General features: G+C 44.1%; 17 protein-coding genes and 2 pseudogenes. 12 read left to right on the top strand and 7 right to left on the bottom strand.

The annotated features are described in order from the left end of the window. Positions 1-57: 57 nt before the first annotated feature. Positions 58-1,461: a 23S rRNA (uracil(1939)-C(5))-methyltransferase RlmD gene (gene rlmD / locus AC2VE5_RS09695; RefSeq protein ID WP_486887549.1), complete on the top strand. Its 1,404-nt coding sequence runs from the start codon at positions 58-60 to the stop codon at positions 1,459-1,461. Between the two features lie 133 nt (positions 1,462-1,594). On the opposite strand, the pseudogene AC2VE5_RS09690 reads toward rlmD, so the two are convergent. The 3 genes and pseudogenes from AC2VE5_RS09690 to glgP all read right to left on the bottom strand — a co-directional run bounded on the left by AC2VE5_RS09690 (position 1,595) and on the right by glgP (position 6,923). Continuing rightward, positions 1,595-2,750: pseudogene (locus tag AC2VE5_RS09690) on the bottom strand (RNA-guided endonuclease InsQ/TnpB family protein). A gap of 441 nt (positions 2,751-3,191) precedes the next feature. Then, positions 3,192-4,010, bottom strand: a complete 819-nt coding sequence (locus AC2VE5_RS09685; protein WP_486887548.1) for a TlyA family RNA methyltransferase — start codon at positions 4,008-4,010, stop codon at positions 3,192-3,194. 327 nt (positions 4,011-4,337) lie between these two features. Then, positions 4,338-6,923 carry an alpha-glucan family phosphorylase gene (gene glgP, locus AC2VE5_RS09680; protein ID WP_486887547.1) on the bottom strand — a complete coding sequence of 862 codons (2,586 nt, stop codon included), beginning with the start codon at positions 6,921-6,923 and terminating at the stop codon, positions 4,338-4,340. 225 nt (positions 6,924-7,148) lie between these two features. Between glgP and AC2VE5_RS09675 the strand changes: the two genes are divergently transcribed. Next, positions 7,149-7,265, top strand: coding sequence for a photosystem II reaction center protein I (locus AC2VE5_RS09675; RefSeq protein WP_071994145.1), 117 nt, complete (start codon positions 7,149-7,151; stop codon positions 7,263-7,265). Positions 7,266-7,384: 119 nt separating this feature from the next. Further along, entirely contained in the window at positions 7,385-9,790 is a 2,406-nt protein-coding gene (locus AC2VE5_RS09670) for a DUF3769 domain-containing protein (RefSeq protein WP_486887546.1), read from the top strand. A 3-nt stretch (positions 9,791-9,793) separates the two neighbouring features. On the opposite strand, the gene purE is transcribed toward AC2VE5_RS09670, so the two are convergent. Continuing rightward, a complete protein-coding gene (gene purE, locus AC2VE5_RS09665) occupies positions 9,794-10,309 on the bottom strand; it encodes a 5-(carboxyamino)imidazole ribonucleotide mutase (protein WP_486887545.1) in 516 nt (171 codons plus the stop codon). Between the two features lie 53 nt (positions 10,310-10,362). On the opposite strand from purE, the gene nagA reads away from it, so the two are divergent. Beyond that, positions 10,363-11,568, top strand: a complete 1,206-nt coding sequence (gene nagA / locus AC2VE5_RS09660; RefSeq protein ID WP_486887579.1) for an N-acetylglucosamine-6-phosphate deacetylase — start codon at positions 10,363-10,365, stop codon at positions 11,566-11,568. A gap of 48 nt (positions 11,569-11,616) precedes the next feature. Further along, a complete protein-coding gene (bchM, locus tag AC2VE5_RS09655) occupies positions 11,617-12,300 on the top strand; it encodes a magnesium protoporphyrin IX methyltransferase (protein ID WP_486887544.1) in 684 nt (227 codons plus the stop codon). A 77-nt stretch (positions 12,301-12,377) separates the two neighbouring features. Here bchM and AC2VE5_RS09650 read toward each other — a convergent pair whose 3' ends face one another. After that, complete coding sequence (locus AC2VE5_RS09650; protein ID WP_486887543.1) at positions 12,378-13,163, bottom strand: WecB/TagA/CpsF family glycosyltransferase; 786 nt, start codon at positions 13,161-13,163, stop codon at positions 12,378-12,380. 145 nt (positions 13,164-13,308) lie between these two features. Between AC2VE5_RS09650 and AC2VE5_RS09645 the strand changes: the two genes are divergently transcribed. The 7 genes and pseudogenes from AC2VE5_RS09645 to AC2VE5_RS09615 all read left to right on the top strand — a co-directional run bounded on the left by AC2VE5_RS09645 (position 13,309) and on the right by AC2VE5_RS09615 (position 23,078). Beyond that, positions 13,309-14,712, top strand: a complete 1,404-nt coding sequence (locus AC2VE5_RS09645) for a sensor histidine kinase (protein WP_486887542.1) — start codon at positions 13,309-13,311, stop codon at positions 14,710-14,712. A 738-nt stretch (positions 14,713-15,450) separates the two neighbouring features. Continuing rightward, on the top strand, positions 15,451-16,299 hold the full coding sequence (locus AC2VE5_RS09640) for a DUF2267 domain-containing protein (protein ID WP_486887541.1): 849 nt from the start codon (positions 15,451-15,453) through the stop codon (positions 16,297-16,299). 330 nt (positions 16,300-16,629) lie between these two features. After that, positions 16,630-17,205, top strand: coding sequence for a glyoxalase-like domain protein (locus AC2VE5_RS09635; RefSeq protein ID WP_486887540.1), 576 nt, complete (start codon positions 16,630-16,632; stop codon positions 17,203-17,205). Between the two features lie 179 nt (positions 17,206-17,384). Further along, positions 17,385-18,803, top strand: a complete 1,419-nt coding sequence (locus AC2VE5_RS09630; RefSeq protein ID WP_486887539.1) for a GAF domain-containing protein — start codon at positions 17,385-17,387, stop codon at positions 18,801-18,803. Then, on the top strand, positions 18,800-19,249 hold the full coding sequence (locus tag AC2VE5_RS09625) for a response regulator (protein WP_486887538.1): 450 nt from the start codon (positions 18,800-18,802) through the stop codon (positions 19,247-19,249). The genes AC2VE5_RS09630 and AC2VE5_RS09625 overlap by 4 nt, the downstream gene beginning before the upstream one ends. 24 nt (positions 19,250-19,273) lie before the next feature. After that, positions 19,274-22,015 carry a PAS domain-containing hybrid sensor histidine kinase/response regulator gene (locus tag AC2VE5_RS09620; protein ID WP_486887537.1) on the top strand — a complete coding sequence of 914 codons (2,742 nt, stop codon included), beginning with the start codon at positions 19,274-19,276 and terminating at the stop codon, positions 22,013-22,015. 57 nt (positions 22,016-22,072) lie between these two features. After that, positions 22,073-23,078, top strand: a pseudogene (locus tag AC2VE5_RS09615) (cation diffusion facilitator family transporter). Here the strand turns inward: AC2VE5_RS09615 and AC2VE5_RS09610 are convergent. Together AC2VE5_RS09610 and AC2VE5_RS09605 are read right to left on the bottom strand one after the other, a co-directional pair. Continuing rightward, positions 23,075-24,088 carry an adenosine deaminase gene (locus AC2VE5_RS09610; protein ID WP_486887536.1) on the bottom strand — a complete coding sequence of 338 codons (1,014 nt, stop codon included), beginning with the start codon at positions 24,086-24,088 and terminating at the stop codon, positions 23,075-23,077. The pseudogene AC2VE5_RS09615 and the gene AC2VE5_RS09610 sit on opposite strands and share 4 nt — an antisense overlap. A gap of 60 nt (positions 24,089-24,148) precedes the next feature. Further along, entirely contained in the window at positions 24,149-25,099 is a 951-nt protein-coding gene (locus AC2VE5_RS09605) for a hybrid sensor histidine kinase/response regulator (RefSeq protein ID WP_486887535.1), read from the bottom strand. Positions 25,100-25,272: the final 173 nt, after the last annotated feature.

The raw sequence follows: 25,272 nt of genomic DNA, 5'->3' as shown, positions 1-25,272 counted from the left end.
AATTATCATTAGTAGTTTAACTAAGTCTATGTACACAAATAAAGAGAATTTAACACTATGTCTTTAAATCAATTATCCGCCGAAGATAAAAATCAGCTAGATTCGTGGCAGCAAGGGAACTTAATTGAAGTAGTTATCGGTGATTTGAGCGATACCGGAGACGGGGTAGGACGCTTTGAGGAACGAGTTGTATTTATTCCCGATACTGTACCAGGCGATCGCATTTTAGCGCGTCTAGTTAGAGTAAAACCCAAATATGCCTACGGTAAATTACACGAAATATTAGAACGCTCCCCTCACCGCATTCGTCCTAGCTGCATTGTCGCCGATAAATGCGGTGGTTGTCAGTGGCAACCTGTAGCTTATAGCTATCAGTTAGAAGCTAAGTTTAATCAAGTAGTTCAAGCATTGGAACGACTTGGCGGATTTACGAATCCACCTATAGATCCAGTTTTAGCAGCACCAGAGGTTTTAGGCTATCGCAATAAAGTTACTTATCCCCTCAGTAGGTCAGCCGAAGGGCAAGTACAAGCAGGTTACTATCAAAAAGGCACTCACCAGCTAATCAATCTCAATCAATGTCCCGTCCAAGATGAGCGACTAAATCCGCTACTCAAGGAAATCAAGCAAGATATTTACAAGCGCGGTTGGTCGATATACAACGAAACTCGCCATCAAGGTAAGTTGCGGCATTTGGGCTTAAGAATTGGTCGCCGTACCGGAGAAATGTTGCTGACGTTAGTAGTGACAGATTGGAACTTACAAGAAATTGAAGCACAAGCTCAAGAATGGTTAAATCGTTACCCAAAATTGGTAGGCGTATCGCTAAATCTCAACGCCAAAGTTACTAATACGATATTTGGCGAAAAAACTCGCGCTATTGCTGGAGAAGCTTACTTAGTAGAACAATTTGCTGGCTTAGAGTTTCAAATGTTGCCAACTACGTTTTTTCAGGTATATACAGAGGCGGCAGAGGCGTTGTTAGAAGTTATTAGAGAACAACTCAAAACGCAAGGTACGGAGGTCTTAGTGGATGCGTATTGTGGCATTGGGACGTTAAGTTTGCCTCTAGCTTCCCAAGTTAAACAAGTAATTGGCTTAGAAGTACAAGCCGCCGCCGTAGAACAAGCTAGGTTTAATGCTTGGCGCAATGATATTGCTAATGCCAGCTTTCAATTAGGTTCCGTCGAAAAGTCACTCCCATCTTTATCAATTAAGCCAGATATTGTCTTACTCGACCCACCCCGCCAAGGATGCGATCGCACGGTAATTGATGCTTTAATTGCAACTAAGCCTCAGCAAATCGTTTATGTTAGCTGCAAACCTGCTACTTTAGCCCGCGATTTAAAACTATTTTGTCAAGAGGGTAACTATCAATTAGTTAGAGTCCAGCCTGCGGATTTCTTTCCCCAAACATCTCATGTAGAATGTGCGGCTTTTCTAGAATACGCTGGAAATTAGTTTTTATGGCTGGATAACTAACGGCTCTCCCTGTCTGCTAGTACCAACAACTACAATTTTGGCATTAGTAAATGGGGCTAGTTTTTCATTATTTTATTTAGCTCTTAATCTGAGAGTTCCGTGACAACTCCCATCACTGACTTGGAGTACCAAGTACAGTGTGAGCTTCCAAGACAATCCTGCTACAGCAAACGGAGGCTCTTGGCTTTAAGGACGGGTTGACCCGCCGCCCTATTCATTATATTCACCGCTGCATTATGGTCGCGGCCCTTGCTGCATCCGCAACTGCAACTATGCCAACGTTCAGACAATTCCTTGGGTACTTTTATCCCACAAGCAGAGCAATTTTGACTGGTGTTGTAGGCACTTACTCCTATCACTAGCAAACCAGCTTTTTCAGCTTTGTTTGCAAGTATTGATAGGAAGCTTGACCATCCAGCATCATGAATAGACTTAGCTTTATTAGTACGAGCCAAGCCCTTAACATTTAGGTCTTCATGGGCGATTACGTCATATTCGTTAAGTAAGTGATTTGCAGTTTTGTAATGAAATTCTTTTCTTTTATCTGCAACTTTTTTATGTTGCTTGCCCAGAGATTTGATTGCTTTAAGCCTACGGTTGCTACCCTTTTTGCGACGAGATACCCGTTTTTGAATTACCTTCAAGCGCTTCTGTGCTTTGCGATAATACTGAGGTATAGCAACAGTTTCGTTTTGAGCAGTTGTTAAAAACTCCTTAAGTCCGACATCAATTCCAGTTATTAATTCTGGGTTGAAATCAGGTTTTATTATTGGGACTCTATCATCTTCCAGACTTAAAGTCGCATAATAACCATCAGCTTTTTTGGTAACAGAAACAGTTTTGATTTTAAACCCATCAGGAATAGGTCTATGCAAAATAAGTTTAACTTTTCCCAACATTGGTAAGTTAATTAAATTGCCATTCAAACAACCTTCTTTTACTTGAGGATAAAGGAAAGTTCGATAACGCGACCGTTGTTTAAAACGAGGTCTACCACTACGTTTGCCACTGCTATCACCCTTAAGAAACCTATCAAAAGTACCTTTTACTCTTTTAACTACGTCTTGCAGCACTTGAGAATATATTTCCGCGTACCAAGGATGCGTCTTTTTAAGGTTGGGTAGGGTTTTCTTCTGGCTGTAGTAGTCTGGATTGTCTCGCAGTTCTGGTAGATGGCAGACCAACGGACAAGCATTTACGGGGCTACGATTGCGCTCGTACCAGTCAAACCTGTCCGCCAACAAGTAGTTGTACTGACTGCATAGCATTGATACCCATCGGTCAATTTCAACTGCTTGCTGTTTTGTCGGTTTACAGCAGTTCTCATTCCGATAAAGTACAGCTTTAGGATTTAATTACTGTGAGGTCATGCTTAAGGTGTACTGCACTCAAGTGCGAACCGCTATAAGTTTGTACTGGTAAGCTGTTATCATATATCAAGAATAGCATATTGATATACAAAAGTATGAAAAAAGGTTTATTTGTCAGGCTGTCCGAGCCAGAGCTTAAGATTTTAAAAACTTATTGTGAACAGACAGATAGAACACAGTCTGATGTAATTAGAAGTTTGGTAAGAAACCTCGGCAAGAAATTGTCAGCCTCACCCCCATCGAGGGGGGTCGTCTGACCGCCTATCCATCCCGGCGCTCACCGAGACGGTAGAGCGCGGGGCTTCCGGCGACAAGCTAATTACTCTAAAAACGCTCAACTTAGCTACTTGCTTTCAAATTTTCATGAGCCATTTTAGCTAATTGGGCGACTTCTATTTGGTCTAAAGGCGGCGTTTGGCTATCCATTCCCAACCACAAAAGGTACTCAATATTTCCGGCGGGACCTTGCAGAGGCGACCAAGTTAAACCCCGATATTGCCAGCCAATTTCTAAAGCAGCTTGCAAGACGTGAAAAATAGCATCCGCTTGGTCTTTGGGGTCGCGGACAACACCTTTTTTGCCCACACGGGACTTACCAACTTCAAATTGCGGCTTAACTAGCAATACCGCCTCCCGTGGCGGGGTTAGCAATTGCCATAAAGCAGGCATCACTTTAGTTAGGGAAATAAACGACACATCAACGACTGTCAAATCAGCGATTTCTGAATCCTGATACAAGTCTTGGGGTTGGAGATGGCGCAAGTTGGTACGTTCCAACAATACTACTCGCGGGTCGTTACGCAAACGCCAATCAACTTGTCCGTAGCCCACATCAACGCCATAAACTTTTTTTGCGCCATTTTGCAGCAAGCAGTCAGTAAAACCGCCCGTAGAAATGCCGCCATCTAGACAAATTCTGTCTGTAACGTCGATAGCAAATACCGATAGAGCCTTTGCCAGTTTTTCGCCCCCTCTAGACACATAGGGCAACTTTTCTTTAACTTGAATTTGGGCTTTTATATCGACTTCTGTACCTGCTTTATCGACAACTTGCCCATTTACCCTAACTTCTCCAGCCTGAATTAACCTTTGGGCTAAGGCGCGAGAGGAGCATAATTCAAGCTCTACTAATAGAGTGTCTAATCGTTGTTTAGGCAAGGAATTTCATTGAGTATTGAAATATTGATGTTGCAGTTAAACGAGCTTTATTAAGACTTTCGCAACTTGGTTTTTTACGAATTCGGCTGTCTCACAGATATGACACTTTTGCAGGGGGTTTGGGGGGCAGACCCCCCATATTTTGGTTTTTCTTACAACAAGGTTTGGTTTGTAAGACCAACCACTAGACTTCTTGCAAAAGCTAGAGATGCTCAACTGATTCATTAGAAAATCATACCTAGCCTGCCTAGGGTTAAAACCCACTTGCTTATAGCTAAAGTCGGCTCAAGCCGACTAATAAATCTTATGCAAGAAGTCCAACCAACATCAAGAAGCCCACAAAATTAATCGGGGTTCGTAAGGACTAGACAAGTATTCGTGCTGCGGTAGTACGCGCAAAGACAAACCCTGTAAACCAGAGTGAGTATAAACAATATCTGCTGTATACACGCAACTACCATTAGAATCTTGCCCTTGGTACTCCATAACTACCGGAACACCATTTACAATCTCACCATTAGTATCAATAGCACCTTGATAAAGCTCTACTTGAATATCATTAGGAGTTAAAGTTGCCAAATCAATTTTTGCTTTAACCGCAATAGTTTGGTCTACCTTCACATCCGCCGTATCCGAAATATCAATACTATTGATTTTGATGTTGTACCAGTGGTCAAATAAATTCGCCTTCCACTGGGATAATTCGTGGGCTGGCGCGTAATGATTCACGCTTAAACTATGATAGCGATCGCTTGCCGGAAAATACGCCCTTGTAGCGTACTCGCTCACCATCCGTTCAGTATTAAAAAACGGACAATTGAGCCGAATTGCATCTTTCATTTTCGCCACCCAACTGCGAGGTATACCCTCCGCATCGCGGTGATAAAATAAAGGCACTACATCTTGTTCGATTAAGTCATACAGAGCGTTTGCCTCAATTTCATCTTGATACATAGGATCGTCATAATTTTCCCCATGTCCAATTGCCCAACCAGTACGTACATAGTCCGCTTCATCCCACCAGCCATCTAAAACGCTCAAATTTGGCAAACCATTCATTGATGCTTTCATGCCGCTAGTACCAGAAGCTTCGCGGGGACGACGGGGAGTATTGAGCCAAATATCGCACCCAGCAACCAATAACCGCGCTACATGAATGTCGTAATTAGGCACAAATACCACTTGCTTAGACAAACCCTGCTCCCGGATAAAGCGGTTAATATCGCGGATTAACTCTTTACCAGGAATATCTTTAGGGTGAGCCTTCCCAGAAATTACAAATTGCACCCGACGGTCTTTATTTCCCGCTAAAATGCGCTTGCATCTTTCTAAGTCTCGCATCCACAACGTAGCGCGTTTGTAAGTAGCAAAGCGACGAGCAAAGCCAATTGTTAATACCGAAGGATCTAGGACTTCTTGAGCTTGGGTAATTTCTGCCGGACTTGCCCCGCGATCGCGTAAATGATTTACTAAGTGTTCTCGGACAAACACCACCATATCCAAACGGCAGCGTTCGTGATTGCGCCATAACTCCTCGTCAGGAATCGTATGTACGCGCTCCCACAACGAGCTATTGACTGGGGCTGACGACCAATTTGGACCTAGATAGCGATCGTACAAAGTTTGGGTAGCGCTGGCAACACAACTACGCGCGTGAACGCCATTGGTAATTGCGGTAATCGGTACTTCCTGGACAGGCAAATTCTGCCACAAACCTCTAAACATTCCCCGCGATACTACCCCGTGCAACTGGGCAACACCATTGGCAAAAGTTGAAGTTTTTAGTGCCAACACTGCCATACTAAAAGGCGAAGTCAAATCCCCAGTATTTTCCCGCCCCAAACCTAGTAGTTGATCCTTATTTAAGCCAAAAATTTCCGCATAATGCCCCAAGTAATACAAGGTTTTATCTGGTGCAAACAAATCAATTCCCGCAGGTACGGGAGTATGAGTTGTAAAAATATTACTTGACGCAACTAATTGTCTTGCTTGGTTGTACTTTAAGCCTTCTTCTTGAACCAAGATTCTCGTCCGCTCTAGAGCCGAAAAAGCAGCGTGTCCCTCGTTCATGTGATAGGCTGTCACTCGCAAACCCAACGCTTTGAGCATCCGCACCCCGCCAACTCCCAGCATAATTTCCTGGTGGATACGCATATCAATGTCGCCACCGTACAATTGATCGGTGATGTCTTGATCGTAGGGGTTATTTGGCTCAATATTTGTATCTAAAAGGTACAAAGGTACGGTTCCAACTTGCACCCGCCAAACTCTGGCGTAAATCGTGCGCCCTGGATAATCCACCTCAATTCGCAACTCCGAACCATCGGCATTACGCTCTAAATGCAGGGGCATATTATAAAAATCGTTGATCGGGTAGCGTTCTTGCTGCCATCCATCGGCATTGAGGTACTGAGCAAAGTATCCTTGCTGGTAGAGTAAGCCAACTCCTACTAGCGGTAAGCCCAAATCGCTTGCTGACTTTAAATGATCTCCCGCTAAAACCCCCAAGCCTCCAGAATAAATCGGCAAGCAGTCAACTAGCCCAAATTCGGCGGAAAAATAAGCAAAACATTCTTGTGCGTATTTATTAGTTTTATTTTCTGTCTCCTGCGCCCGATGTTTGTCATACCAGCTACGCTCTTGCAAATAATATTCCAACTGACGTGCGGCTCTATCCATTTGGGCTAAAAAGCCTTCATCTTCTACCACTTCCTGCAAACGTGCTTGGCTAATATTGCCTAGCATATAAACCGGATTGTGGCGGCTTGCTTCCCATAAATCTGGATCTAAACGGCGAAATAAGTCTTTACTTTCGGCATTCCAATCCCAATGTAAGTTGTAAGCTAAGGGGCGCAGGCTTTCCAGCCGAGGCGGCAAAGAAGGAGAAACGTTAAAAGTCCGAATTGGCTGCATGAGTTGATAGAAATTTAAGTAAAGGTGGTTATGGCTATTGTTTACCTGGTTCTACCTTGAATTGGCAACTGTTGATACTTTTATGGGTAAAAAAATTTATTTGGGCGGTTTTTTATCTATTTGACAACTCTTAGCTTATCAGTGCGATCGCCCAGGAAAAATAGCCCGATCTTTCGGTATTATAAGAAAGCTATCTGCTTAATATTTGTTGCGGAGATAAATTCTGTGGTCACTCTTAAAATAGCTGTGTATATTGTTGTTGGTATATTTGTAGCGATGTTCTTCTTTGGCTTTTTGTCAAACGATCCTTCTCGCAATCCTAGCCGTCGCGATCTAGAATAAGCTTCGCGAGGCAAGAGACAGAAACTATTGCGCTTGAAAACAACTAACCTAAAAGGCGGTTGCCAGTGTGGTTGAATTTATGCTTCCGGGCTGATAATTAGCTACCAATTTGCTTAAATATGCCCTACCCATTACCATCACCAGCACCGCCTCCTATAGTTCAAGTAGAAAATACTCGCCTAACTACTTCAAATTCATCAATTCCCGAACCAAAACTTTCGACAAATCAAGCTGGAACTCTAACTCCTGCTCATTTATCCTTAGCTAACCGATTAAAAGCATCTAAAAAAAGCGCGGCTTCCCTAGGTGCGCCTGTTAGTGTCGGCTATCTCGTACAAGGTTCGACCACGGCAAATCAGGATAGCGCACTTCCAGGATCGACTATTAACAACCAAACACCTCAAGAAGTAGTCGCCCAAACTCCAACTCCTCCAAACGAAATTCAAAGCCCTCCAGGAAGCGTAGAAACGCCCGTAGAAGTAAAACCATTTCCCGTAGAGGAACCAACAGAAACCCAACTTACGCCCCCGGCAAGCAGGGTAGAAACGCAACCTACACCGCCTGTAGAAAACTCTCCTAATTCAGAAACGCAAACTACACCACCCGGAACAAATGCCCCTAATCCCAGCGCACCTACTAATATTGCGCCAGTAAACAGCAGAATTGTAGAATTAAACGCCGATCGCCAAGAGTACGACGAGCAAAGACAAATTGTTACGGCGGAAGGAAATGTAATATTAAGACTAAATGGCGGTGTCATAGATGCCGATAGCTTGCAAGTCAATCTATCTAACCGGATTGCTGTAGGACAAGGAAATGTAGCCGTAACGCGCGGCGAACAAGTCCTTCGCGGCGAAAGATTTACCTACAACTTTGTGCAAAATACCGGAGAATTGCTCAATGCTACAGGAGAAATTTTTATCCCTAGTGCAAGCCTTGACCTGTCTATTAATTTAGCAACCGATGTCAGCGCTGGCGCAGTACCCGCAAATCCACCCAGCGATCGCATTACTGCTAATCAACCAAGACAAAACGTTACCAGCACTGGTGGTATTGGCGTTAGTGTCGGCGCAGGTATAGACATCAACAATGTTGCCTTACCCCAGCAAGGCGGTGTAATTCGCCGCTTGCGTTTTCAGGCGCAGCAAGTAGAATTTTCCCCCCAAGGTTGGCAAGCCCAAAACGTTAGAATTACCAACGACCCATTTTCCCCCGCCGAACTAGAATTAAGAGCAGATGAAGTCACGCTAACTAGGGAAACACCGCAGCGCGATCGCATTCGTACCACAGGTCAGCGTTTGGTATTCGATCAAGGGCTATCAATCCCCATTCCCAAAGATGAGACAGTGATCGATCGCACCGAAAGGGATGTTACGCCAGGATTATTTCAAGTCGGCTTGGACGGTGACGAACGGGGCGGCGTATTTATCGAGCGCAACTTTAGTCCAATTAATACCGAACAAGTACAGCTAACTTTATCGCCGCAAATTTTCGTTCAAGAAGCGTTGCTCGAAAGCGGCGGTAACGTCCTCGATCCCGATTTGTACGGTTTGAGGTCAAAATTGCGAGTAAATCTGGGAGAGCGGACTGCAATTCGCGGTAGAGCCTCGATTACTAGCCTAGATTTAAGCCAGCTAGAAGAAAATTTCCGGGCAAGCTTGCGCGTTAGTCAATCTATAGGCAGGGTTGAAGCGCCCTATCAATTGACCGCAGAATACAGCTACCGCGATCGCTTGTTTAATGGCAGCCTTGGTTATCAAACCGTTCAAAGCAGTCTTGGCGCGGTATTGACTTCGCCAGTGATTGCGTTAGGAACTACAGGTATTGCTTTGAGCTATCAAGCTGGCGCTCAATTGATTAATGCAGACAGCGATCGCGCAGAGTTGTTAGATGTAGAACGAGATAGCGATCGCATTTCTTTGGGTCGTCTGCAAGCAAGCATCGCCCTCAATCGGGGCTTCGCTCTTTGGCAAGGAACCCCTCTAGCCGCCACTCCCACCGAGGGACTGCGCTATACCCCCGTACCAGTAATTCCTTATGTCAGCTTATTTACTGGGCTGAAGGGAGTTAGCAGCCTCTACAGCAGTGGAGATAGTCAAAACACGATTACGGGAACTATTGGCATCCAAGGACAGTTTGGACATTTTTCTCGGCGGTTTTTTGACTATACAGGCTTTAATGTCAGTTTTTCTCAAGATCTTCGGAGCGGACTATCACCATTTTTATTCGATCGCGCAGTTGATAATAAAGTTCTCGAACTTGGCTTTGTCCAACAAATCTACGGACCTTTCCGCCTTGGTATCCAAGCTTCCCTCAACTTAGATAGCGGAGAAAATATTAGTACCGACTACATTTTAGAATACAGCCGCCGCACCTATGGCGTTACTTTGCGCTACAACCCAGTATTGGCACTGGGTTCTTTAAGTTTTCGGATTAGCGATTTTAACTGGAGTGGTGGTAGCAATTTATTTTCTGACTCTGAGGTAAATCCCGTGTTAAACGGAGTGCGGCAAATTAATGACTAAGGATTAGCAAGAAAGATATTTTTGATAGCCTATAGTTTCTAATTTTGCTTGTTTATCTAAAACAGATTGAGCCAGAGATTGGCGGTAGTTTTGGACTTTCTCTAATAATTCAGTTCGAGAAGTTGCGAGAATTTGGATCGCCAACAAGCCAGCATTTTTAGCATTACCAATAGCTACAGTAGCGACAGGAATACCCGCAGGCATTTGGACAATAGAGTACAAAGAATCAAGCCCCTGTAAGTGGCGGCTAGGTACGGGAACGCCAATTACAGGCAAAGGAGCCAAAGCTGCAACCATACCCGGCAAATGAGCCGCACCACCCGCCCCAGCAATAATAACTTTAATCCCGCGCCCATGAGCAGACTTGGCGTATTCAACCATTTTTTCGGGAGTACGGTGAGCAGAAACGATCGCAACTTCAGTTGCTAGATCAAATTCATCGCAAATAGCGATCGCATCGCTCATAATCGGCAAGTCTGAATCACTACCCATAATAATGCCGATTAGTGGTTGAGTCATAGTATTTAGAGGTAAGTTTAAAATTTTTTGTAGTAAATATAGTGGTGGAATTAATGAATAGTGCGATCGCCAACTTAGATATTATTAACGCTCGTGTACCTGGCTGCAACGGTTTACAGAGAATTGGCATTGATACTCAATGTAAAATTTCTCAAATCCTGCCCATGAGGGAAGCTGCAATAGATAAGCAAGGATTAGATGTAGGCGGCGATTACATTTCCTTGGGTGGAGTAGATTTGCAGATTAATGGGGCGTTAGGTTTAGCGTTTACTGACTTACAGGAGAGCGATCGCGAATTATTGCAAAAAATCTGTCAATTTCTTTGGCAACAAGGAATAGATAGCTTTATTCCTACTCTAGTTACAACTTCTATTGAAAATATTAAACGAGTTCTGTCTACCCTTACTGATTTTATCAATATTCAAAAATCTGCACCTAAATCAACAGCCCAAATTCTCGGAGTGCATTTAGAAGGACCCTTTTTAAACCCCGAAAAACGCGGCGCACATCCCGCCGAATACCTATTACCACTCACTATTGACAACTTAAAACATATTTTGGGAGATAATGCTTCCATTGTCAAAATCATTACTTTAGCGCCCGAACTAGACCCCACTGGGCAAGCCATCCCTTACTTAACTAATTTAGGTATTACCGTCAGTTTGGGTCACTCCCTCGCTACCGCAGCCCAAGCAGAACAAGCTTTTGAACTAGGGGTATCAATGGTTACTCATGCCTTCAATGCTATGCCCTCACTGCATCATCGAGAACCAGGATTGCTCGGTGCGGCTTTAATAAATCCCGGTGTAAAATGCGGTTTAATTGCCGATGGACAACATATCTGCCCTACTATGATTCAAGTGTTACTTCAAGCAAGCCACTACGATCAAGGGTTATTTTTAGTCAGCGATGCTTTAGCACCACTGGGATTACCTGATGGCGTTTACCCCTGGGATACAAGACAAATAACTGTTACAAGCGGTACAGCAAGACTTGCCGACAATACCTTATCCGGTACAACTTTACCGCTATTTACCGGAGTTCAAAATTTAGTCAAATGGGGTATATGTGAAGTAGATAGTGCGATCGCCCTGGCTACCGATTCACCTAGAAAAGCAATAAATATCTCTAGCGAAATTGAAAATGCTCCAGTCAGCAACTTAATCCGTTGGCATTTCAACGCAGCAAGCAAAGATTTAACTTGGGCGAGACTAACAGATTCTCTTTCCTCTACGCCACTCCAGTTAATGAGTCTCTAGCACCTATAAATGCTAAGTTTAACCCTTGGAAAGTATAAAACTAACTTCATGAACTCAGCAGACGATAAGACTATTGTTAAAGAATATTTTAACTCCACCGGATTTGATCGCTGGCGGCGAATTTACGGCGACGGCGAAGTTAACAAAGTCCAGTTAGATATTCGTACCGGACACCAGCAGACAGTAGAAACTGTCCTCAATTGGCTTAAAACCGACGATTTAACTCAATTGACCATCTGCGATGCTGGATGTGGCGTAGGCAGCCTGAGCATCCCTCTAGCCCAAGCTGGAGCGACAGTTTATGGCAGCGATATCTCTGAGAAAATGATTACTGAAGCGACAGAAAGAGCCGAAGCCCAATTAGGTAAGACAGATAACCTTAAGTTTGCCGTCCAAGACCTAGAAACTCTTAGCGGACACTATCATACAGTTACTTGCTTAGATGTGTTAATTCACTATCCCCAAAACGAGGCGGATAAAATGATATCTCACCTCGCTTCTATGGCACAATCGCGGCTAATTTTGAGTTTTGCGCCGAAAACTTTGGCTTTGAGTTTACTAAAAAAAATTGGTAGTTTTTTCCCTGGTGCAAGCAAAGCAACTCGCGCCTACTTGCATCGCGAAGCCGATGTTGTAAAAATTCTGGAAAGTAACGGTTTTACAGTCCAAAGACAAGCAATGACTAAGACTAGCTTTTACTTTTCTCGCATTTTAGAAGCTACGCGCAAATAAATTTTTTAGTAGTGCAAGATGTACATAATTTTGCACTACTAACAATTTGCTGAAAGCTTTGTTATGGAAATGTTAGGCTATTTTGGTGGCGTTTCGTTTGCAGGTAAGGGATTGCTAATGGGGCTAGGTTGAGTAAATCTGTATACTATTGCCTTACGAGCAAATACTGGTAAAGCAAGCATTCGTCGCCAACGCCAAGGCTCTTGATACAATCTATAGAGCCATTCTAGATGATTATTTGCAAGTATTGCTGGCGCTCTATACTTGATACCAGACCAGATATCTAAGCTGCCGCCAACCCCAATCCAGGTAGCTTGAGGACAAAGAGCGCGATTTTCAGCAATCCACAATTCTTGACGCGGTACTCCAAGACCTACAAAAATTAACTGGGGTTGAAGGGCAACTAGACTCTCCTGCAATTTTTCTAGTTCTACGCCACTAATAAAGCCGTGTTGAGTACCTACAATGTTGATTGAATTGTATTTTTTTCTAATTGCTTGGGCTGCTGCTTCCGCAACTCCTGGTGCGCCACCATAAAAGAAAACTCGCTCTTTGTGGGAATCTTGCCCCGCCTTGCTCAATAATGCTTCTGCTAGTTCAATTCCTGGAAAGCGGTGAATTTTTTTGCCATGCAATCCGAGGTAAAGAACAATGCCCGAACCATCAGGAATGGTCAAATCTGCTTGTTGAACGATCGCCTTTAGAGCTTCATTAGTTTCGCAAAGCATGGTCATTTCAGCATTGAGTGTCACTACATGAGTGCCAATTCCTGCTTGGAGACGTGTAGTAAGCCAGCCGACATAATCATCCATTAAATGAATCGGTAGCCCCAGTATAGAAAATTGCTGAGGTGCTTCAACCATAATTAAATTTGTCGCTACCCTTAAATTACATAGTTCTCAAATTGGTAGACCCGAACTAATTTTAGCTTACTTCAAGTAGGTTGTCTGGCTAGCCATTGTTTACTGGTATATATAAAATCGCATTTCTGTAAAATACACTGATAAAATGTTTCATGCTACCCGTCGTCGTCTGGCTATTTGGTACACTATAGTAACTGCGGTACTGTTATTAGTGTTTGCTAGTGGTGTATATTTATATGTCCGTAGTACTCTAATTGAGCGAGTTGACGATACTTTACTTCACGTTGTCGAGATAGTAGAACGCGCTTTGGTAATCGAGCCAGATTATCTTGATGCAGGGAAGAAGCTACATATTAATGTAGAAGCTAGTTTTAGAGACAATGCCGATACTATGGAGGACGACCACATTGATTTAGAGTGGTTTAACTCTACAGGCAATCTGCTATGGTCAACTTTTTCAGAACCCTTGAGTATTCCAATTCATTTCAATAGCACTGGTGAAACTGTCCAAATACTCAAGCAAGAAGACGACAAAAGCAATACTAGCAGCCATCCCATGTTGTTGCGCCAAGTCACGCAAAGAGTACAAGTTGGACGGCAGGTATTAGGGTATTTACGAGTTAGTCATCCTTGGTTTGAAGTCACTAAACCAATTCAGCAATTGGCAATCGATCTTGGGCTTGGTACGAGCTTAATGGTATTTTCGGTTGCTCTTTGCGGCTGGTTTCTTTCGGGGAAAGCAATGGAACCCGTGTTGCTATCATACCAACGCCTCAAACAATTTACAGCCGACGCTTCTCATGAATTGAGAAGCCCGATTACTTTAATTCAAACTAACATCCAAGTTGCCCTTGCCGAACCAGAGTTAGGCGATTCATCTCACGCTGCTTTACAATATCGCCAAAACTTAAAAGTTTTAGAGCGATTGACTAAGCGTTTGGGTAGATTGGTTGACAATTTGTTATTTTTAGCTAGGCAAGATAGTGGAATTGTCCAACCGCAATTTGCTACTTGTCCGCTAGACGCGCTGTTAATGGAAGTTGTGGAGGAGCAACAATTACTAGCAAAAGAAAAAAATATTGTTCTGTCTCTAGAACTAATAGAACCATTGCAAGCGGAGACTACACCAGAACAGTTAGATACTTGGTTTACACTTTCTGGAGACTGGAACCAGTTGGCGCGGTTGTTTATCAATTTGATTGAAAATGCCTTGAACTATAATTCGGCGGGCGGTAAAGTACAAGTAAAGTTGCAAAGAATGGCAATTAGCGAATTACCATCACTACTCACACCCCTTGGTGCTTGGTTGCAAGTCCAGATTATTGATACGGGTATAGGAATTGCTCAAGCCGATTTACCGCGTTTATTTGACCGCTTTTATCGAGTAGATCCAGCGCGGACTCATACAAATAATAGTGGTTCGGGCTTAGGTTTAGCGATCGCTTCTGCTATCGTCCTCAATCACCAAGGTCAAATTCACGCCACAAGCATCCTCAATCAAGGTACAACTTTTACGGTTACTCTACCTGTAATCCTAGAATCTTCTTGAAGGCAATCTAGTCTAGGCACAAATTATAAGAGTGAAGTACCCCGCCGATGCCAAGAGCATCAACGAGGCTTCCAGTTTCAATGGCTAACGCCTCCTCCAGATAAATCTAGATTTGGTCTTACTTACCCTCCAGAGGTTTTGCTGAAATGGTGCAATTAGCGATACATTCCGCACTTACTCTTGTAGTACATCTTGAATACTACCCTGGCAGCCGCCCTCCTCCTGAAGGCAGTTTGATTTTTTTATGTACAACACCCCTTGGATTTACTGCAATCGCATACCAGCTAAGGATATTCCTTTCTCGAACTCTGATGTTTCTACGGCAAGCGTATGACCGCTACTTTGAAGTTAGCCTTTATGTTCCATGCAGTCGAGTGAGTCAACGACTGTATTAATTATAACACAGACTTGGTAACTCCGAATACGTCGTTACCCGCTATCCATCCCCGCCCATCAAGGCATGGACGAGGAATTCCGCGAAGATATTGTTAAAGCAGATATACTTGTCTATTCAATTTAACAAACTTATACAAACTAGAAATGCTTCCTGTGACAGATGCAAGCAAGTAACCTTTTCCAATAGCTTACAATTTAGCGGTTATATTTATTGTCAATTAATCGACCTTTAAATAGTTACACAGCGCTAATAGTAAAACTTATTTTATTAGCAAAAACTCTTAGATCGATTGAGTAAACGATAACCACTACAGCCATTTGATCGAGACTTAGGAGAAGTTAATGCCAATTCCATTAAGAGAAGACGTTGCCTACATTATTTTAAAAAAAATTAACGAAAGCGGGCAAAAAATGCACGAAATTGGCTTCGATGCTGAAGACTTTATTGGTCGAAACTTAACTCAAGCTGAACTCTTGGGGCATTTGGATTACTTGAATCAAAAGCAATTTATCAAAGCTGAATTTACTGGTAATGCTTACGCGAACCAAGAGGATGTTCCGGACGCTGTTGATGCTAAAGAATTTGACTTGAGAATTGCTAATTCCTTCGGCGCGCCGGACGGACCTTTGCCACATTTGATCAGTTTCAAAGCAGCAGAACTGACCGAAAAAGGGCGTAAAATCTTGGAGAGAATGGAAGCAAATCCTCCTGAAGCTCTCAATGAAGGCCCTTCTGTTCCCATTGCTACGGAAGAAATGCCTTTTTTAGAAAAAGTGGCAATCCGGGCAAATTTAGAAGATATTTTTGACGCTAGAGACATTACAGAAGTTGTGTTTCGGACAATGCGAGACATGATGACTAAAGATGCCTCTGACCGGGTTGCGGCAGAACTCCACGAACCCGTTGAACCTACGGAAGATAAAGCATTACAAAATGAGATTGCCGATTTGTGGAACGATACCAACCCAATTACTCGGTTTTTGAGTAGAGTTAGACCACCGCTAAAAATTAAGTCTGGAACTTTCTTATTTCGGATTAATCAAGAGGCAGGTTTACCCAGAGCAGTAGGCGCAGAAACCGCAGTAAAAGCAGTGTTTTGGGCAACAAAAGATGAATTGTCCGACGAGCGAATCAAAGAAATTGCGGGCTTTTTGCCTGATGAAATTCGTCAACTGTGGAATGAAGCTTAACTAAAAAGAAGCATCTATACAAAGATAATTTCGACTGAGGTGAATTATTTTGAGTGTAGATGCTTCTAAGAATTACTTCTTCGTCAATGCCTATCTAAAAATCGCCACTAACACGCGCGCGATCGCCCATAACTTCCAATTCTAACAACTACTTAGTGTTGGTTTAATCACAAAATTATTTGACATAAAAAAATTGCGATCGCCTTTAGGTACTTTTTTGTAGCCAGAAGGCGATTTTTAGGTGAGGACGTGCTAAAAAAGAAGTCTGTATAGGTTTGATACACTAAAATTACTAGCTAAATTTCTATAATTGGATTATTTGTAGTTGCTATGGTATTAGGTCAATTTCCCTCCACCCTAGGCGCGTTTTTCTCTTTACCCCTCGATAGTCTGCTTTCAACTCAAGGCATCATGGTCATGCTGTTGGTAGCCTACGCGGGTGCGATGTGGATGTTTCTTACCAGCGCACCCAAAGTACACACCATTATGGTGTCAGACATGGAAATTGCCAGACAATTTTATGAAGGACTACTAGACTTGCCAGTAGCAGATATACCTCTGCACTACTACTACAACTACGAGCAATCCTTGGGAGTAACTGCCAGCATCGATCCTTTATATATGTCTGCAAGCCCTGGGGTTTCTAGCAGCAGGAATCTAACTGCCCCTGATGGTTTGTGGTATCAGTTGAAAAAAAATAATCAACTGCACGTAATTTCTGGTGCTAACTTAGGCAAAAAAAATCAACAACGTCATGTTTGTTTTGATAGAGATTGTTTAGAGCAAGTGTTGATGCGCGTAGAAATGCGCGGACTAAAGTGCAAAATTCGCAATCAAAAACCATTAAACTTCTTAGTCAAAGACTTAGAAGAAAGAATTATTGAAATGGCTGAAGTGTCAAATTAATGGTAAAAGCCATTATTTGGAGCCAAGAACTCGCCCAAAACAGATAATCTTGCTAACCCTAAAGTGGTTTTTCTAGACTAATCAAAACTTGGTATCGTAAAAATGGTAAGATAGCTTGCTTCAGATAGCTAGAATTATTTTTAGCTAGATTTTGCAGTAATGTCTCCAACTAGCTGCTTATGAACCCAGATATATTGGCAAAACTACGGGGTTTCTGCATTGATGAAGTAGCATTTGAGCAGCTCAAACAAATTCTACACGAAGAAACGCGACATATGGATCGAGAAATCGATCGGGCGCATTTTCTCGTTGAACAGCACAAAAACCTGTATAAGGCGATCGCGCGCCTGCGAGAACCCTTAGAATTAGAGACAATTTTTCGCTCTACAGCAACTGAAGTTCGCCAACTGCTAACGGCAGACCGAGTAGGAATGTTTCGCTTCTATCCAGGTTCGGGCTGCAATGATGGAGAATTTGTTTCTGAAGATGTTGATGGCGCTTTCCCGTCCGCGATCGCCACAAAAGTTCACGACCATTGCTTCGGCGACCAATTTGCCATCCATTACCAACAAGGTAGAGTTCAGGCAGTAGCTGATATTTACAACGCCGGACTGAGCGACTGTCACATCCAGATTTTGGCACAATTTCAAGTCCAAGCCAACCTAGTTGTGCCGTTGCTGCAAGGTCAAAAAGTTTGGGGACTGCTCTGCATCCATCAGTGTAGCGCTCCTCGGCAGTGGCAAGAAATCGAAATCGACTTTGCCCGCCAAATTGCCAATCACTTGGGGATTGCCATCCAACACGCAGAACTTTTGGCAAACCTGCGTCTAGAAATCGACGAACGTCAGCAAGCTCAATTGCGATCGCAAGCCTTAAACCAGGAACTAAGACAAGCCATTATTGAACTGAAGGCAGTAAATAGGGAATTAGAAGCCTTTAGTTACTCCGTTTCTCACGATCTGCGCGCGCCCTTACGCAGTATCGATGGATTTGGTCAGGCACTACTAGAAGATTGTGCCGAACAACTAGATCTAACCGGACAAGACTACTTGCGGCGGATTCGCCTAGCTACGCAACGGATGGGACACTTGATCGATGACCTGCTGACGCTCTCGCGGGTGACGCGCAGCGATATGCGTTTAGAACCTGTAAATCTCAGCCGATTGGCTAGTCACCTCTGCACCAATTTACAGCAGACTGACCCAGAACGACAGGTAGAGCTTGTGATTCAACCAGAATTAGTTGTCCAAGGAGACAGTCACTTGCTAGAAGTAGTGCTAGAAAACTTACTAAATAATGCCTGGAAGTTCACCGCCAAAAACCTGCAAGCAAAAATTGAGTTTGGCGCAATCGGGCAAAATGATAATTTGGTTTACTTTGTGCGCGATGATGGTACGGGCTTCGATATGGCGTACGCTGATAAATTATTTAAACCATTTCAAAGATTGCACGCCAGCCATGAATTTCCTGGTAATGGCATTGGGCTTGCCACCGTGCAGAGAATTGTGTATCGGCATGGGGGGCGAGTGTGGGCAGAGGGAGCATTGGATAAGGGAGCAACATTTTACTTTACCTTAGACTCGGAGGGGGAGACATGAGCGCGATCGCAAATCCCAAAACAATTTTGTTAATAGAAGATAACCCTGACGACGAAGCACTGGCAATTCGCGCCCTCAAGCGCCACCACATTAGCAATGAGGTGGTAGTTGCCCATGATGGAGTTGAAGCTTTAGAATACTTATTTGGCACGGGTATGTATGCAGGGCGGGATATTAACCTCAAACCCACAGTAATTTTGCTAGACCTCAAACTACCCCGCGTTGATGGACTGGAAGTTTTGCGTCGCTTGCGAGATGACGAGCGCACCAAACTATTGCCGATAGTAGTTTTAACAACTTCCAGCGAAGAACAAGATATGCTCAGTAGTTACAGCCTTGGCTGCAACAGCTATATCCGCAAACCTGTAGATTTTGTTCAATTTTCCGAAGCAATTCGGCAGCTAGGGATGTATTGGCTATTGATGAACGAACCACCCCCACTTTAATTACCAAATTAGAAGGTAGTAAAAATGAACCTTCACCTGCGGGTTTTAATTGTCGAAGATTCAGAAGACGATATGCTGCTGATGCTGCGGGAGCTAAGACGGGGTGGCTATACCTTGGAACACCTGCGGGTAGATACCGCTTCTACTATGCAGGCAGCTTTAGGCAGGCAGAGTTGGGACATTGTCCTTGCCGACTACACCCTCCCAGCCTTCAGCGCTCCAGAAGCCCTAGCATTGCTCCAGAGCCAGCAGCAGGATTTACCATTTATTATTGTTTCTGGCACTATTGGCGAAGAACTTGCCGTCGCCGCGATGAAAGCAGGAGCGCACGACTACTTAATTAAAGGCAATCTCACGCGGTTGCTGCCTTCGGTGGAGCGAGAGCTAAAGGAAGCAGAGGAACGGCAAAAACGAGGCAGAGCCGAACGCGCTTTGCGAGAGAGCGAAGAACGCATCCGGGTGCAAGCGGAAGCGCTATCTCATGCCAACAAAGTTTTGCAAGAGTATGCTGATGAATTAGCCGAACTATACAATCAAGCCCCCTGCGGCTATCATTCTCTGGATACAGATGGCGTTTTTGCCCGCGTCAACGATACCGAACTCAAAATGTTAGGCTACGCGCGCGAGGAGATTGTAGGCAAAAAGAAATTTGCTGACCTGCTGACGGCGCAAAGCTTAGAGACATTTCAAGCAAATTTGCAACGGTTCCAGCAAAGAGGCTGGGTCCGAGACTTAGAATTCCAAATCATCCGCAAAGATGGCACGATTTTACCTGTGAGCTTGAGTGCGACGACAATAAACGATCGCGCAGGCAACTACCTAAGAAGCCGTTATGTAGTAATTGATATCAGCGATCGCAAACAAGCAGAGGAGAATTTAAAGCAAAGCGAACACAAATTTCGCGCCATTTTTAATAGCACTTTCCAATTTATGGGACTGCTGACTGTGGAGGGGATTGTCGTTGAAGCCAATCAAACAGCTTTAGATGCTGTTGCTGCCGAGCTAGTAGAAGTAGTGGGAAAACCTTTTTGGGAGACACCGTGGTGGGTTCATTTTCCCCAACAACAAGAGCAAGTGCGACAAGCGATCGCGACAGCCGCAAGTGGTAAGCTTGTGCGCTTTGAAGCTCAACATATTTGGGCTGATGGCAGTTTAGGGTTTGTAGACTTTTCCCTCAAGCCAGTGTTTGATAGCACGGGAAAAGTCGTGATGTTGATTCCTGAAGGACGGGATATTAGCGATCGCCTGCAAGCGGAGGCTAAAATTCGCGAACAAGCTGCCTTGCTTGATGTCACAACGGACGCGATTTTTGTCCGCGATTTAGAACATCGCATTCTCTTTTGGAACAAAGGGGCGGAACGCTTGTACGGATGGGAGAGTGGCGCAGTCTTGGGCAAAAAGGCGATGGAATTATTGTACCGCTCTAGAGAAACACTGCCGCAACTTACAGCCATTGAAACTACTCTACTTCAGGAGGGGCAATGGCAAGGAGAGCTTCAGCACGTTACTTCAAGCGGCAAGCCTATTATCGTCGAAAGTCGGTGGACGTTGGTACGCGATGAAGCAAGCAATCCCAAATCCATTTTGACAGTAAGTACAGATATCACCGAAAAAAAACAACTAGAAGCGCAATTTTTGCGCGTCCAACGGCTAGAAAGTCTTGGTACTCTAGCAAGTGGCATTGCCCACGACTTTAACAACATCCTTACGCCTATTTTGGCTGCCGTGCAACTGCTGCCGATGAAAATTGTCAATCTCGACGAGCAAAGTCGCGGGCTGCTAACGTTGATTGAAGATAGTACCAAACGAGGAGCCGCGTTAGTCAAGCAAATTTTGGCTTTTGCTCGTGGCGCTGAGGGCAAACGAGTGCCCTTGCAAGTCAAGCATATATTGTCCGAGGTAATGCAAGTTGCCCGCCAGACTTTTCCCAAAAATATCAAGTACAGCGATAGCTCCTCAGCAAACCTGTGGACGGTTGCCGCCGATGGGAACCAACTGCATCAAGTATTACTCAATCTCTGCGTCAACGCCCGCGATGCCATGCCAAATGGAGGGGCTCTCAGCCTGTCTCTAGAAAATCAACAGGTTGATTCTGCCTATGCCCGGATGAATTTGGAAGCGCGCGTTGGTTCTTACGTAACAATCAAAGTTGCAGATACAGGTACGGGGATTTTACCGGAACTAATGGAGCGAATTTTCGATCCTTTCTTTACAACCAAAGAGCCAGGTAAAGGCACGGGGTTGGGGTTGTCTACAGTTTTAGGTATTGTCAAAAACCACGGGGGGTTTATCAATGTATATAGCGAGGTAGGAAAAGGGACTGAATTTAGAGTATATTTACCAGCGATCGCCGATGCTGTTAGCCCGCAAGTTGAAGAACTAGCACTATTGAGCGGACAGCAAGAATTGGTTTTGATTGTGGATGATGAACCGTTCATTCAACAGGTGATTCAAACTACCTTAGAGACTTATAACTACAGCACTCTTTTAGCTAGTGATGGTTTGAGCGCGATCGCTTTGTATGTCGAACGCCGGGATAAAATTGATGTGGTGCTGATGGATATGATGATGCCGTCCATAGATGGTCCAACTACGATTCGTACTCTGCAAGAATTAAATCCTCAAGTTAAAATCATCGCAACTAGCGGTCTTGCCTCCAATAGTCAGATGGCGATTGGAGTTGGCAGCAGTGTTAAAGCCTTTTTAGCCAAACCCTACACGGCGAAAGAATTATTAGATACTTTACAAAGAGTTTTAAGTAACTAATACTTATTGACTCAATTGCAGCATCCTATTTCTCGTTAAGCCACACTGCCATAACTTATGTCCGCTCACCACCACGACCACAGCCATACTCCAGAAAATTATAACCGCGCCTTTATCATCGGCATTATTCTTAATGGCGGATTTGTGGCTATAGAGGCAACCTATGGAATTTTTACTAGCTCCCTGGCTCTCCTTGCAGATGCAGGTCACAATTTAAGTGATGTGCTTGGTTTACTCCTCGCTTGGGGTGCAAGTATTCTCGCTCGTCGCCTCCCCACTACAAAGCACACTTACGGTTTGGGTCGCTCCTCTATTTTGGCAGCCTTATTTAACGCTATTTTCCTCCTATTAGTGACTGGCGGCATTGGTTGGGAAGCGGTGCAACGCTTCTTAGCGCCGAATCTGGTGGAAGGTAGGGTAGTTATTGGCGTTGCTGCTGTAGGCATTGCTATCAATACGGCAACCGCCTTGATGTTCTTATCTGGGCGCAAAACCGACTTATACCAAGTTGCGTTCTAAAAAATCATCCTTAATTCAGGAAAAGTGGCTATACCCCAGGAACCCTGCTGCTATGTCGGAGCGCAACTTAGTATTAAATATTCGGGGCGCTTTCTTGCATATGGCAGCCGACGCTCTAGTATCGTTGGGAGTCGTGTTAGCGGGTATTGCTATTTTGACTACGGGTTGGTTGTGGTTCGATCCCGCAGTCAGCTTGATTATTGTCGCGGTAATTATTTTTGGTACGTGGCAACTACTCCAAGAATCTGTAACTCTTGCCCTTGATGGCGTACCGCCGGGAATTGAACTGGTTGCCGTCCGCACCTACCTAGAGCAAATCCCAGGGGTATCTGAAGTCCACGATCTGCATATTTGGGCAATAAGTACAACCGAAACCGCCCTCACGGTGCATTTAGTGATGCCGACAGGATGCCCTAACAATGGTTTTTTGACCCAAGTATGCGCGGAACTCCGCCACCTATTTGATATCGACCATGCCACAATTGCGGTCGAAAATGGCGATCGCAATTATCCTTGCATCCCCGCGCCCCATCATCGAGTTTAAGCTTGCAGTAACCCTGTCAAAATCGCTGCGGGGCGAGCGCGATAGGGCCAAGCAAAAGCATGACGAAAAGCCGCATCTTGACAAGCTTTGAGTTGTTCAAAGTCAATAATGTTTTGAGTCAGCAGGCTTTCGTACTCAAAGGGCAACCGGACATTGTGCAAGCCCGCATTATCGGTACAAATTGCGATATCTACTCCCGCTTCAAAACAACGGTCAAAAACAACTTTCAACTGGTTCATCTCTGCCAACGTCCCAGTTTTGAAGTAAGTAGTCGGGCAAACTTCTAAGCATTGTTTGCGTCTAGCAACTTCTCCTAATAACTCTGGATGCAGCAAGGGAATTTGAATTCCATGCCCAATTCGCATCAAGTAAGGTAGTAGTTGCGGGTAGCAGCCAGAGGAAGTTTCGTAGAGGTGTCCGGTTGTTTTCACGTCATGCGATCGCGCGTACTCGTACAAGCCGATAAATTCGTCTAATCGCTCGGCATAATGACTATCTCCCCCAGCTACATCTATACCGCAGACATAGTGCTTGTTGCTAATTGCCAAGTCTACAATCGCCTTATTGACTTCTAATGGTAGCTTTGTGTGCATACAAAGTATTTGGCTCGTGACGATGGGATACTCTGGGACGCGGCTGGCGATGCCTACAACCTCCACAATCTCCGCCATCTTATCAATCCGCTCTGACTGGCTCAAATGCTCTGGTGTCCGCAAATAAGGGGTATAGCGCAGTTCTAAATAAGCCAAATTTTCAAAAATATACGCGCCGCGAATTAAGCGGTAAATAAAATAAGGTAAAGTCTGGACAGTTTGGACGCTTTCTACTAGCGTATGTAGCTCCAAATACTCCTCTAAAGTATTGCGCGATCGCGTATAAAATTCTTCAAATCCCGGATAGTCGGGAAACCGCTCGATCAATTGCGTCGAGTGACGCTGAAAATAACGCCACAAAATCCGAGGTACAACCGAACCGCCTAGGTGACGGTGCAATTCAGCGTATAAAGTCACAACTAGCAGCCTACGATTAACATTAATTATAATTAATGTTAACAAAAACAACTTGACAAATTACAAGCAATCTACATGGTCTTTTTTGATAACTGAATCGATTGCCGACAAAAGTTCTGTAGCGCTACAAGGTTTTTTGCCCAAACCTTGTACGCCATTGCCCGCAGCTTCAGCAATTTTTTCGTTGGACATCAACCCGCTAATAGCAATAATTTTGATATCGCTGTTGAGTTGCTGCAAAGTTGCAATTGTATCTATACCATCCATCACAGGCATCATAATATCGAACAAGACGACTTTTATTTGCTCTTGATATTGAACGTAAAGCTTTAGTGCCTCTAAACCATTATTAGCAGTCAAAACTTGATAGTTGTAGGTTTCCAAGGAAGTTTTAGTTACTTCCCGAATTGCCACTTCATCATCGACTACCAAAATCAAATCGCCAAAACCCGTAAGTATCTCTCCTGCTGGCAATAACTGTGTTTCGGCAACTTCGACGGCGGGCAAGTACACCTTAAACTCTGTCCCTTTGCCAAGTTCACTATACACATTGACAAACCCACCATGACTTTTGACAATGCCAACAACGGTAGAAAGCCCCAAACCCGTACCTTTGCCTTGTTCTTTGGTAGTAAAAAACGGCTCAAAAATTCGTTCTAATACTTCCGGTTTTATCCCCGTACCGCTATCTGCTACCGTCAGCAAAATGTAATTACCTACTTGCGCCTCCAAATTCATCCGCGCATAGTAATTGTCAATGTGAAGACTTTGAGCTTTGAGACTCAATAAGCCCCCTTCAGGCATTGCATCGCGAGCATTAACCACCAAATTCATCAACACTTGATGTAGTTGGGTACTATCGCCAGAAACCGCCCAAAGTTCGGATGCAAGATCGCTAACAATTTCAATTGATTTGGGAAAAGTTTGCCTCGCAATATGCGTAACTTCTAAAATCAAATGCTTAACTTGTACCGATGTTCGCTGTCCTTCAAGTCCTTTAGCAAAAGACAAAACTTGTTTAAGTGAAGCACTCCAACCTGCTTCGCTGAGGTTGGAACTTCCAACTTTGGCGTTTCAGGGACGGTTTTATTCGTCCTCGGAGCTTCCCACTTCAAAGCGCCGATGCCTCTACTATCAGTGCGATAATGTTGGTCTTACTCAGCCTCCATAGGCAGCCGCCCTCC

The sequence above is a fragment of the Aliterella sp. E5.1 genome, from assembly GCF_057473825.1.
This window is presented reverse-complemented; position numbering and strand designations above follow the sequence as displayed.